The organism is Phenylobacterium sp. (assembly GCF_030651755.1).
Taxonomy (GTDB): Bacteria; Pseudomonadota; Alphaproteobacteria; order Caulobacterales; family Caulobacteraceae; genus Phenylobacterium.
Genome location: NZ_JAUSBZ010000146.1, coordinates 1 through 12,192 on the forward strand (window position 1 = coordinate 1; position 12,192 = coordinate 12,192).

General features: G+C 64.1%; 9 protein-coding genes and 1 pseudogene. 2 read left to right on the plus strand and 8 right to left on the minus strand.

Annotated elements, in window-relative coordinates; all coding sequences use genetic code 11:
• The 4 genes from Q7V15_RS14095 to Q7V15_RS14110 all read right to left on the minus strand — a co-directional run.
• A partial coding sequence (locus Q7V15_RS14095; protein WP_304756353.1) for a hypothetical protein occupies nucleotides 1–554 on the minus strand: 554 nt, incomplete at its 3' end.
• A gap of 1,233 nt (nucleotides 555–1,787) precedes the next feature.
• A complete protein-coding gene (locus Q7V15_RS14100) occupies nucleotides 1,788–3,980 on the minus strand; it encodes an AGE family epimerase/isomerase (RefSeq protein WP_304756354.1) in 2,193 nt (730 codons plus the stop codon).
• A gap of 192 nt (nucleotides 3,981–4,172) precedes the next feature.
• Nucleotides 4,173–5,159 carry an NAD-dependent epimerase/dehydratase family protein gene (locus Q7V15_RS14105; protein ID WP_304756355.1) on the minus strand — a complete coding sequence of 329 codons (987 nt, stop codon included), beginning with the start codon at nucleotides 5,157–5,159 and terminating at the stop codon, nucleotides 4,173–4,175.
• A gap of 137 nt (nucleotides 5,160–5,296) precedes the next feature.
• Nucleotides 5,297–5,482, minus strand: a complete 186-nt coding sequence (locus Q7V15_RS14110; RefSeq protein ID WP_304756356.1) for a DUF3008 family protein — start codon at nucleotides 5,480–5,482, stop codon at nucleotides 5,297–5,299.
• Nucleotides 5,483–6,041: 559 nt separating this feature from the next.
• Here Q7V15_RS14110 and Q7V15_RS14115 point away from each other — a divergent pair.
• The gene (locus Q7V15_RS14115) at nucleotides 6,042–7,025 is read left to right on the plus strand and encodes a WecB/TagA/CpsF family glycosyltransferase (protein WP_304756357.1); all 984 of its coding nucleotides are present in this window, start codon (nucleotides 6,042–6,044) and stop codon (nucleotides 7,023–7,025) included.
• On the opposite strand, the pseudogene Q7V15_RS14120 reads toward Q7V15_RS14115, so the two are convergent.
• Nucleotides 6,954–7,574, minus strand: a pseudogene (locus tag Q7V15_RS14120) (SapC family protein); the annotation flags it as partial. The gene Q7V15_RS14115 and the pseudogene Q7V15_RS14120 sit on opposite strands and share 72 nt — an antisense overlap.
• Nucleotides 7,575–7,708: 134 nt before the next feature.
• On the opposite strand from Q7V15_RS14120, the gene Q7V15_RS14125 reads away from it, so the two are divergent.
• Nucleotides 7,709–8,335 (plus strand): class I SAM-dependent methyltransferase, encoded by a 627-nt coding sequence (locus Q7V15_RS14125; RefSeq protein ID WP_304756358.1) that lies wholly within the window; start codon nucleotides 7,709–7,711, stop codon nucleotides 8,333–8,335.
• A 115-nt stretch (nucleotides 8,336–8,450) separates the two neighbouring features.
• Here Q7V15_RS14125 and Q7V15_RS14130 read toward each other — a convergent pair whose 3' ends face one another.
• From Q7V15_RS14130 to Q7V15_RS14140, 3 genes are read right to left on the minus strand one after another with little or no spacing between them, the layout of a single operon-like run.
• The gene (locus Q7V15_RS14130; RefSeq protein ID WP_304756359.1) at nucleotides 8,451–9,512 is read right to left on the minus strand and encodes a hypothetical protein; all 1,062 of its coding nucleotides are present in this window, start codon (nucleotides 9,510–9,512) and stop codon (nucleotides 8,451–8,453) included.
• Nucleotides 9,509–10,243: a class I SAM-dependent methyltransferase gene (locus Q7V15_RS14135; RefSeq protein ID WP_304756360.1), complete on the minus strand. Its 735-nt coding sequence runs from the start codon at nucleotides 10,241–10,243 to the stop codon at nucleotides 9,509–9,511. The genes Q7V15_RS14130 and Q7V15_RS14135 overlap by 4 nt, the downstream gene beginning before the upstream one ends.
• Entirely contained in the window at nucleotides 10,237–11,469 is a 1,233-nt protein-coding gene (locus Q7V15_RS14140) for a glycosyltransferase family 4 protein (RefSeq protein ID WP_304756361.1), read from the minus strand. Before Q7V15_RS14140 ends, Q7V15_RS14135 begins: the two co-directional genes overlap by 7 nt.
• Nucleotides 11,470–12,192 lie beyond the last annotated feature (723 nt).

Consider the following 12,192-nt stretch of genomic DNA (forward strand, 5'->3'; position numbering starts at 1 on the left):
GGATCGATGGCTGCGGTCAGCTCGGAAAGACTGATATCACCCCGCCCCCCGCGGTCTCGCCACGCCTGAAGCACACGTTCGATGACGCTGTCCCGCGCTGGGCCGACCGCATCCTCATACCGGATCGCTAAGGCACCCTCCGCCTGTAGCCAGCCTGCGTAGGGCGAGTACCGCTCAACGACCCCAGGAAACCGCGGATCGTCGCTGCCGTTAATTGCCAACGTGACGCCAGCCTCTTGGGAAGGTGCCTCTGCAAATATCTTGTGGAGCGCGTGCCAGCGATTCATCTCCCCAAGATAGTGGGCTTCAGAAAGGAGAACGTCACGGGGGTCTCTATATATAAAGAGGTGCAATGCATTGATGGATTTAATCCGCTCATTGCTGGCCTCGGTATAGTGCAGATGGGCACCCACTACCTCGCCAGGCACAATTCTTCCGATGTGAAAGTCGATCTCAGGCTGAGTGCGCAGTCGCATCGTTAGGGAAGGAGTTTGGGCGAGGAATGACCCGTAGTAGCGGCCGTTCGGGAGGCTTCTCGCCACTTGCATGAGCAAATGAGTCCCGCTCTTGGGGAGCGAATTGACGATGATGGGAGGCCTGACCCGGAAATCTGCCGGGCGGCTCGCAAGACGTCGGATCGTCCGGGGGACTTGGAGGCCGTAGGCGATACCTTTTCGCGCCAGATTGCTGCGCCGCGCTAGGGAAGACTCGAGTAACATTCATTTCTCCGCGACGTTGAACTCTACGCTCTGCGTTTGCTGGTTTTGGAACGCGAGGGCCGTTGCGCCAACAATCAGGTGATAGAATGAGCTTGCCTGGGCGCGCCACGGACAAATCGGCCATCGGCGCCCACCATCGAGGCCTGAGCGTGTCCCATATAGCCTGTCCCGATCATCGCCACCTGCATGCGCCGACCTTAACTAACCGAGGTGAATAGGTCAGCAGTTGCCGCAAAGCCCATTTTTTAGACGCGGATACTAAAGATAGCTATTCCTGTATCAATCTATAACAAGAAGAAACTGGTCTCGAAGCTTCATTACTGCATCTCGGTCTATATCATATGGCACGATAAAAAGACATTGGCGACCACATACCTCGGTGCGCTCCACGAACTCTTCTACTACATGATAGTGAGGGCGGTTGACGTAGTCGTCGAATATAATTGATGTTCCTGGCGCGCCCATAAGCAATGAGTGCAGAAAGGCGGCAACGCGAAATCGTCCATCTACAAGAACAACGTCTGGCTTATGCTCTGCCCTCCATATTCCGTCTATATACCTAAAGAATTCAGAGCGTTTTTTATAGGTTGCTGGCCTACCCCACTCACCGAGGGGACCAACATCGACCCATATTGCGTTAAGCCTATCAGATGAATTTGCCGCTGACACCACGCGACTTACCCAATGCTCAGAAGTATCTACAGATACTATTTTTGCTTTTGTTTTTGTTAGAGCCCAGTTGGTTGACGCTCCCATTCCATACTCGCCATACAACTTTGCCCTTGAGACGCAACGCTTAAATAGCTCCTCATCCCCATCGAATAGGGGACTTCCTCTGGCCGCATGCCGTAACGCCCTTAACGCTGACGGTACAATCGGCGGTATAAATTTTCGTATTACAGAATTCATGGCTTATCCTCCGGTGCAGGCGTTCTCGGCCCTTATGGGTTACGGACGTTTATCAATTGCACAACATCACAACCATCATTAATCGCTCAGGTGAATGATATAAAAAACGAGAAGATGCAATTCTGAAGGCTAGATAAATAAGCAGGGTTGCAGACAACACTAAGCGAACTCTGGTGAATTCCCTGATTGAAAAAACTGGAAAGCAGAATGGCAGGAGGTGAGATGATAAAATGAGCTGGCCGGCGCAGGCTCCTCGTGAAAACCGCCGTTGGCATGGGAGACATCCCGCCATGCCCCAACGGCTGGGGTGGCGAGGTAGTCTACAAGCGTCTTCGCCGGAGCGAGACCGTCTTCGTCCAGGATCAGGGCGGCCTTCAACCACTCCGTCTGCGGCCAGAGGCGGGCGTTGGCGTCGCGGATGGTGAAGTCGTCGTTCAGGGCGTTGTTCGCAACGCCGCGGGCGGAGTCGACGCCGCGGAGGCCAGCAGCATAGAGCCTGCGGGCGGCCGGCAGGGCTCGGGGCTCGCCGGTCATCTGCGACCAGCGGGCCAGCAGCCAGGCCCACTCAAACTGGTGGCCAGGCTCGATCAGGCGCCCGTCTTCGCCGGACGCCGGCGCCCAATCGGCGCCGAAAAACTCCCTCAAGTAACCGCCATTGGCGTCGATGAAGCGGGTCAGGGCCAGCTCGACGATCTCGGCGGCCAGGTCGCGCCACTCTGGCCCGCCGCCGGTCTCGGCCCAGGCCATGGCGGCCTCCAGCAGGTGCATGTGGGCATTGGCCTGGAAGGGATGGGCGCCCTCCTCCCGGAAGCCTCCGGCCGGATGGCGCAGGACCTGGAGGGCCTCAAGCAGGAGGCGGCCTTCGCCGGCCAGGTCAGCATGGCCAGGATCGGCGGCGTTCAGGGTGGCCATGGCCAGGAGCGCGAAGGCCTGATCATAGAGGGCCGCGGTTTCGTCCAGGGGCTCCCCCGCCTCGGAGACCAAGGCGCGGAACAGGCCATCTGGGCGCCGGTAGCGGTCCAGGAAGTAGCTCATGCCGTGCCAGGCGGCCTGCCGCCACGGTCCCTGCCAACCCATCTGGCCGGCGGAGGCGTAGACAAAGGTCTGTCGGGTCTGCACCCGGGAGCGCCGGGGCGCCTCGACGGGCGCGCCCTCAGGGGTGAGCGCTTCATGGAAGCCGCCGCGAACATGGTCGGCGCCCAGCGTCCACCAGAGCGGCAGGGCGCTGGTGCGCAGCCAGCGGTCGAACCAGGCGGCGGCCCCCTCGATCGTGTCAAACGGCGCCGTCGAAGGCAGGGTCTCGCGGCCCTCAGCCTTCAGCCGATCGACGGCGGTCTTGACCCGCTGGCTGGCCGAGAGTTTGCAGACCAGAACCTGGCCCTGATCGACCACGACGGCGATATCCTTGACGCCAATCAGGGTGACCTGGGCGCCCGCGTGCGTCCGCACCAGACAGTCGCTGGCGTCCACGGCCAGGGCCTGGCCGCGAACCGCATTGCCCGATTGATCCCGTTCGCTGGCGGCCCAGACGGCGTCCCAGGCGCCGAGGTCCGACCAGGCGAAGTCCACCGGCAGGACGGCGGCGGCTTTCGTTTTTTCCATGACCGCATAGTCGATGGATATCTTCGGCGCGGTGACGAAGGCCACGCCCAGCACCTGGCTCTCCCCAGCGTCCCCCTGCGCTGAGGCGACGGCCGCACGAGCTGCGGCGCTGATCGCGGGCTCGAAAGCGTCCAGTTCGGCCAGCAACAGGGCGGCGGAAACCACGAAATTGCCGCTGTTCCACAGATAGCCAGCGGTGATGTAGTCCCGGGCGGTCTCGATGTCCGGTTTTTCGACAAAGGCCTTCACGGTCCAGACCGGGCCGGCCGCTTCTCCGGGCGAGATATAGCCATAGGCGCTGGATGGAGCGTCGGGCCGCACGCCCAAAGTGACGATCAACCCCTGTCGGGCGCCCTCCACCGCGGTCAGGACGGCGGCGCGGAAGGCGTCGGCGTCAGGCACGTGATGATCGGCGGCGACGACCACCGCGACGCCGTCTTGGTCCCGCTGAGCGATCCAGGCGCAGGCGCCCGCCATGGCCGGCGCGGAATCCCGGGGCTCCGGCTCCAGCAGTACGGCGGCCTCGACTCCGATCTCGGAGAGCTGGGCGGCGATCAGTTCGCCATGAGCGACCCCGGCCACCACCACCACCTGGGCCGCGCCCTCCAGGCCGGCCACCCGCAGCACCGTCTCCTGAAACATGGAGCGAGCGCCGACCAGGGGCAGGAACTGCTTGGGGCGCGCCGGACGCGAGGCTGGCCACAGGCGCGTGCCCGATCCGCCGCACATGATCACCGGATAGATGGCCAAGCGAAAAAGTCCCCCGCAAGATGGCTGGTCGGTCCCAGGATGACGCATGCCCTGGGATGTTCCGACGCCGGCTCTCGGTTAGCGTGCAAATCCCGCGCCCACCAAGAAGAAAGCCGCTCATTCTGCGCGGCGGCGTCTTATCGGCGAAATTTGTTGCGGCGGCATAACGGTCTCGGCCGCATCGGCCTTGTCTCAGGCGGAGGCTGGACCATAGAATTCACGGTACCAGTCCACAAACCACGGGAGCCCGACCTCGAGACTGATCTTGGGCTGATAGCCACTGAGCGCCTTGAGCCGGGAAATATCGGCATAGGTTCGGGTCACGTCGCCCGGCTGCATGGGACGGAAGACCTTTTCGGCGCTCTGGCCCAGAGCGCGCTCAAGGACGGCGATCATGTCCATGAGCCCCACCGGGGCGCTGTCGCCGATGTTGAGGATCCGATTGTCCCCACGCTCAGGCGGGCGATCCAGGGCGCCGATGACGCCATCGACGATGTCGTCGATATAGGTGAAATCCCGGGCCATCTGTCCCTGGCCGAAGACCTCGATGGGCTCGCCGGCGAGGATCTTCTGGGTGAAGGAGAAGTAGGCCATGTCCGGCCGGCCCCAGGGGCCATAGACGGTGAAGAAGCGCAGGCCGGTCTGTGGAATGCCATAGAGCTTGGCGTAGGAAAAACTCATCAGCTCACAGGCCCGCTTGGTGGCGGCATAGAGCGAGACGGGTTCAGCCGCCGCATCGTCCTCGCAGAAGCCCGCCCCGCTCTCAGGTCGGTCCCCATAGACCGAGCTGGAGGAGGCATAGACCAGGTGCTCAAACCCGGGCTGGTGGCGGCAGGCTTCCATCACCGACAGGTGGCCCGCAAGATTGGAGCGCTCATAGGCGAAGGGATTTTCGATCGAGTAGCGCACGCCGGCCTGGGCGGCGAGGTGCGCCACCCGCACGGCCCCGCACTCGCGCACCAGCTGCTGGAAGTCTGACGCTTGGGCGATGTCCAACCGAACCATCCGAAACCCCGGATAGGCGTCTAGGCGCACCGCCCGAGCAGCCTTCAGCATCGGGTCATAGTAGGGGTTGAAGTCATCGACCCCGATCACCGACTCCCCGCGCTGTAGCAGGCGCTCGGCCACATGCATGCCGATAAATCCGGCCGCGCCGGTGACAATCACAGGGGGCGTCATGGATGCGCCAGGCACTCTTTGTTCGCGTGAGGCGACCCCATGTCGCCAGCGGCCGCAAGGGTTCGCACGAAACGCCTCAGCGGTGAAGCTGCGCCGTGGTCGATCGCCCGGCCGACGGCCTCGGGCGATGGGTAGGGCTAGCCTTGCTTGTGTTGAGGTTTGTCCTTGCGGGAGGTGGACGCCATCTTCTCCAGCTCCTTTTGGCTCATGGAGTCCGCCATGGATTTCGACGCGCCCTTGAGCTTGGTCTTGGGCGTGTCGCCACGCTTGGCTGAGAGCGCGGCGCCGGCGGCCTTCTGCTGGGCGGCGGACTTGGCGGGCATGGGGGTCTCCGTCTTTTTGAGGATCACCCAGGCCAACCTGCAGAGCCCATCGACAGTTCCGGCCTGAATTGATTGGCGGAAAGGCTCTGGTGCGGACGGCGGGGCTCGAACCCGCACTCCCTTTCGGAAAGCAGATTTTCATACCACTTCGGCTTTCGCCGCCGCCCAAAGGCCATTGGGCGTTCGTGGTCTGGACTATCCCTTCGCCGTAGCCCGCAAAGGACCTTAGGCGCCGCCCGTCTAGTCTCTACACCTTCCCTCCGGGTGGTCCTGAAGGGCTTGGCTCGGGATTAGCCTGGGGTTTCCCCGTTAGCCTTCCCCGAGTTTGAGCGGTTCTACACCGCGGATTTCCCCGCGGGCACTCCAATGGTCAAAGTCTGCTGCGTCTACCGTTTCGCCACGTCCGCATGCGCAGGGTCGTGCCACAGCCGGGCGCGCCGCGCGAGGGGCAAAGTCACGGACCTGGACGGCGAAAGGGCGCCTTAACCCGCTGCGCCTAGGTTCAGGCCGTCCTCTCTCCGCCGCGGATGCGGCCACAGGCCGTAAGGCGGGTAAGACCTTGGAACGACGCCGCAGCCCCCGCTCCCCCATTCGCCAGACGCCGCGGCGCGAAGATCGCATCACCCTGCTGGGAGGGCAGATGGATCTGGTCCGGCCCGAAGAGGTGATGGCCGAGCTGGACCAGCAGGTCGCCGCTGGGCGATCCTACCTGGTGGCCAACCACAACCTCCACAGCCTCTATCTCCTGCCCCGGCACGGAGAACTGGCCGACTTTTTCGCCAGCGCAGACCTGATCGAGATCGACTCCACACCGCTGATCGCGTTCGCCCGGCTGCTGGGCCTGCCAGCTCGACCCTTTCATCGCTGCACCTATCTCGACTGGCGCGACCACTTCTGGAGTCTGGCGGATCGGCGGGCCTGGCGGGTCTTCTATCTGGGCGGCGCCCCCGGCGTGGCGCAGATCGCCGCCGGGCGGATTTCGCGCCTCTACCCCGGGGCGACCATCGCTGTGGCCGACGGCTATTTCGACGCCGCGGAGGCCTCTGGTGACAATCGCGCGGTGTTGGAGCAGGTTCGCGCCTTCGGTCCCCACATTCTGATGGTGGGCATGGGCATGCCGCGCCAGGAGCAGTGGATCCTGCGCAATCGCGCGGCCTTGCCCCCCTGTGTCATCCTCCCGGTTGGCGCAGCCTTCGACTATGAGGCCGACGCCCAGAAGGCCGCGCCGCGGTGGATGGGACGGGCGGGACTGGAATGGCTGTTTCGCCTCACCGCTGATCCCAAGCGACTCTGGCGGCGCTACTGCCTTGAACCCTGGTTCCTGGTGGGGCCAGCCCTACGCGACATAGGCGACGCGATCGCCCAGCGGCGATTCATGGCGCGCCGATCGTCAGGCCGCCGCCCGGTCAGCGAGCCGGTTCCAGTTCAGGGTGGACTGGATCTGGGCGAAGATGGCGCTCAGCCAGCCCTGCCGGCGGAGCTCCAGGAAGACCTCATCGTCCAGGGCCCGGAGACGCGCCTCGTCGATCGTCAGGAAGCCTGAAAGCGACACCCGGTCGCCGCCGGGCATTTCGATCATCGCCGTGCGGCTATCCAAAAGATCGAGGTTTGTCAGGGTCTCGACAAAGGGTCGGGTGGCTCGCTCGGCGGCCTGGGCGGAGCGGCAGAACTGCATGGCCGATTCCAGCAGGCTTGTGGGCTGGCCCTCCTCGAACAGGGGCCTTCCCCCGTCCGGAACCAGCACTTCCTCTCGATCCTCAATACAGAGAGTCACGAAATCCTCCTGCTGGGTCAGGATGAAGGGATAGCGCCGCACATAGATCGGCACATAGGCGCCCTCTCGCCACCCGCCGTCCTCGTCAACGAAAAGGTTCTGGTCTTCCCGCAGGCCCAGGATCGCCACCGGCCGCGCCGGATCCCCCGCGGTGAAGGCGACCGGATACCATTGGGCCGCCAGGGGCACCTCGGTCACCGTCAGAGGCACGGCGTTGGTTTGCCGGGCGAAGGTGAAGTCCAACGGCGTCCGCAGGTGCAGATCCCCGTGTCGCTGCACGCTGATCGTCACCGGATTTTCGTAAAAGAGCGGCTTCATCGTGGCGTGTGGTTCCCTCCCCCAAGGAAACTGGTCCGAGTTCAGACCAATAGTCAGCCCCTTCGTCGCATCCTGTGGCGAAGCCGTCTATGTGCGATGCTTTAGAGCCAGCGTCCGCATTCGGAAGATAAATCATGTCCGACCTTCCCGTCCCCCTGCCTCTGGACGTCGATCAGATCAAAGGGTTTCTCGATCCGGGCGAAGGCGCGGCGCTGCAACGGGCGGCCTTGGCCGGCTCAAGGCTGGGCGGATGCCTGGAGATCGGCGCCTATTGCGGCAAGTCGGCCATCTATATCGGCGCGGCCTGCCAGAGCCGGGGCGCTGTGCTGTTCAGCGTCGACCACCACCGGGGGTCCGAGGAGAACCAGCCGGGCTGGACCTATCACGATCCTGAACTCTGGGACCATCAGGCCGCGGCCATGGACACCCTTCCCCATCTGCGCCGCAACCTGCGGGCGGCGGGGCTGGAGGAGACCGTGATCCCGATCGTCGGCCGCTCAGCCCAGGTCGCCGCCCACTGGGGCGGACGCCTCGGTTTCCTGTTCATCGATGGCGGCCACACCATGGAGGCCGCGCTGGGAGACTACCGAGGCTGGACGCCGCACCTGGCGGCCGGCGGACTCCTGGCCATCCACGATGTCTTTCCCGACCCCGCAGACGGGGGGCGCCCGCCGTTTGAGATCTACCAACGCGCCCTGGCCTCAGACCTTTTCATTGAGGTGGAGTCCGTCAAAAGCCTGCGGGTGCTGCGCCGACTCTAGAGCCTGATGCGATCAGACGGAATCGTCTGATCCTTGAATCAGGCTCTACACTCTAGGTCAGGAGCGCGTTTCGTCCCGATAACCGGTTCCCACTTATCGGAACGCGCTCCAGAACCTAGTCGTGGCGCACCAGAACCTGAGAGGCGGGCGTCAGGTCGTATAGAGCGTCATGGGCCAGGATGGCGGCGGCCTGGGTCCAGGTGGGCCGCTCTTCAGGCCAGATGATGGCTTCCTCGAACTGCCACCCCATCCAGTAGATCCCATCACCGTCCCGGTGGGAGTCCTGCCAGGTCAGCAGCTTGGCCGCCTGGGTCCGACGGTCCAGGGCGATCAAGGTCATGACCAGCTCGCAGGACTCCGCCACGGTGACCCAGGGCTGGTCGGCCACGCAGCGACAGCCGACGCCCGGCTCGATGAAGCGGGGCCAGTCCGCGTCGAGACGCGACAGGGCCTCGGCCCCGGCGAGCGCGCCGCCCAGCATGGGATAGTACCAGTCCATGGCGAAACCGGAGCGGTCGGCTGTGCGGTCGAAACGCTCTGGAGCGGACAGAAGGGCTCGGCCGAGGCGTTCTCGCCCCGCGACCCACTGGGGTTGGGGTTCGCCCATCAGTTCGGCGAGCTTAATCGCGCATTGCAGGCTCTTATAGATGGAGCCGCACCCGGCTCTCACCGCGTCGTCGGCGCTGGTCATGTGCGCCTCGGCCGACCAGGAAATGTCGCCGGCCTCATGTTGCAGGGCCAGGACGAAATCCATCGCCCGGCGCACCATCGGCCAATAGGGACGAACCGCGGCGAGGTCGCCGGTGATCATGAAGCTATGCCAGACGACCACGGCGCAATAGGCGGCGAAATTGGTGTCTCGAAAGGCTGGAGGCCGAACCCTGGCCATATGCAACCGGTCGGCCATGGGCAGCATGTTGCCATATTCCCCCAGCCAGCCCCCGTCGGGACCCTGGCGGGCGGCCAGACAGTCGAGCCCGGCCCAGGCGGCGTCCCATTCTCCCGCCACGGCCAGGGCCATCACGCACTCGCCGTGGTTCCAAGGATCCCAAGGACCAGCCTCGAACCAGGGGATGGCGCCGTCGGCGGCCTGCGCTTCCAGCATGCACAGAACCGCCCCGGTCAGGGGATCCCGCCGCCGATGGGGCGCCCTGTGCGTGGCCCGGCCAGAGCTCATGAGGTCGCCCCCTTGGGCGCGATCTTGCGAAAATAGAAGGCGACGCTCTTTCCCATCAGGGGCGCGGCGATGGCCTCAAGTCCGCGGGTCAAGGCCGGCTTCTCCATCAGGTCCCACACCAGGAACCGGTGGTAGGCCTTGATGAGCGGGTGATCGTCCTGTCGGTTCCAAAAGGCGCACTTCAGCCACCAATAGGGGCTGTGCAGACCATGCGCATAGTGCTGCTCCAGGAACTTGTAACCCAGTCGTTCGATCTCCCGGCGCAGACTGTCCTCCTGGAAAATCCGCACATGGCCCCCAGGCTGGTCGGCATAGCCGCCCTCCCCCGGCGCCAGCTTCCAGCACAGGGCTTCAGGCCAGGCTCGTGGCACAGTGGGCGCGAACACGCCGCCGGGCTTCAGCACACGCCGGATTTCAGCCAGAGCCGCAGAATAGTTGTCCAGGTGCTCCAGGACCTCCGAGCAGATCACCGCGTCAAAGGTCCCGTCGGCGAAGGGCAGCCGATAGGCATCCCCCTTCAGAAAGGCGCAGGCGCCCGGGTTCTCCGGCGGCGGCAGCTCGAACACCCCGGCCATGGCCTTGCGCAAGGAGGGCTCATCCATGTCGAGGCCGACCACATTGACGCCGCCCTCCAGGCGGATCCCATGGCAATGGCGTCCCTCGCCGCAGCCAAGATCCAGCACCCAGTCGCCGGGCCGCAGGGCCAGGCGGTCCATTCTTACGGTCAGCACGCCTGGATCACCGCGTCTTCGAGAACCGCTTCATAGGCGGCGCCGGCCCGCTCCCAGGAAAACACCTCTCGGGCCCGCCGGCGGCTGGCCTCGCTCAGGGCCAGACGTTTGGCTGGATCGTCCAGAAGCTGGGCGATGGCGGTGGCGAGCGCGTCTGAGTCTCCGCGACGGACCACCACGCCGGCCTCGCCCACCACCTCAGGCAGGGCCCCGCCATCGGTGACGATCACCGGGGCCGCACAGCTCATCGCCTCGGCGGCGGGCAGGCCAAAGCCCTCATAGAGCGAAGGGGTCACGCAGATCGTCGCCCGGGCGTACTGTTCGGCCATCTCCTCGCCGCTCAGGTCGCTGATGAAGCTGACCCGATCGCTCAAGCCCAGACTGTTCAACAGCTTACCCGTAGGCCCGTCGGGCTTCAGCTTGCCGATGACCACAAGCTCCAGATCGGGATAGGCGGCGAGCAGGTCCGCATAGGCCTGGATCAGAATGCCCAGACCCTTGAGGGGTACGTCAGCGCTGGCGGTGGTCAGAATGCGCCGGTCGCGCCGACGCAGGTCGGGCTGAGGCCGAAACACGCCCTGATCAACGCCTAGGGGAATGACCGTCATCCGCTCAGGTGCGACCTTGAGATAGGAGGCCACATCGCCGCCGGCGCTCTTGGAGACAACGATCACCCGGTCGAGCCGCGGCGCCACATGCTCCTGCATCGACAGGAAGCTGTACCACCGGCGGATCAGCCAGCGCACCTTGGCCCGGGGCTCGGCGTCCAGGGCCAGCTCCAGGTCCCGACGAATAGGATGGTGGATCACGCCGACCACCGGCAGGCCGGACCGCTTCATATCCAGCAGCCCATAGCCGAGGGACTGGTTGTCGATGACCACGTCATAGTCGGCGGCGTGTTCGCGCAGATAGCGCGCAGCCCGGCGACCAAAGGTGTAGGGCTCCATGAACTTGCCCGACAGATGCCCGAAATACTCCGCCAGATCGGTCCAACTCAGCAGGTGCCGTAGGCGAAGGGACAGGTGACCGTTGTGCGGCTGCGCATAGAGGTCAAGCGAAGGGATCTTCACCAGCCCGACGCCAGGAGCCAGATCCGGGTAGGGCGGCCCCGACAGGACATCAACCTTGTGGCCCCGGGCGGCCAGGGCCCGGCTGGCCTGGGCCAGATAGACGCCCTGCCCGCCGACCCGGGGATCGGAGCGATAGGAGAGGAAGGCTATCCTCAAAGGGCCGCCAGCGCGCCTGCGACCTAAGCGGTCGGCGCGGTCGGTGTCTTCAACCAGTGGTGTCTCGAGCATGGCCTCGGGGTCTACAGCTTGAATGGACGAGAGCCTAGACCAACCTCGCCTTTCCCCTCGGTCAGGGCGCAAGGCGCGTCAGAGTCAGGCGCCGCTCAGGCTGGTCCAGGGTCTACGCGCCCTATTTCAGTCATGTGTCCAAATATGTCCGGCACCCGCCATACACCACCAGGGGTGGTGAACCACACCTACGTGTCGAGATTAGAAAATTCGCCTCATAGGCGAAGTTTCTCTCGTTCATCTCTTGCCTGACGGTCGCTGAAATGTCCTTGTTTCCCGTGCTCAAGGAGCCACTCGGGATGGCGCATTCTGGTCGGCTCAGGAGGGTTAACCGAGCGTTAACCCGCCATATCGGGCGCTCCTGCGCCCAATTTGCGCACCAAGTAGATTGCCAATTTGCCGCAGTTGACCACCATTCAACCGAACTCGTGAGGTTGCCATGGTCCCCGAAACGTCAACTCACTGGCCAAATCAGCGGTCATCAACACCGAGGTCGGAGACGTTCACTTCATTGATGTATCGTTTCCACTTAGCGGCAAGCACTCTATTCAAGCTGACGTCATCCTGGCGTGCTCGGTGCGGAAATGACTCCGAGGCACTGTACATCTATACAGCATTTCTACTGGCTGCTGCAGCCGAGGCTGTGAAGTC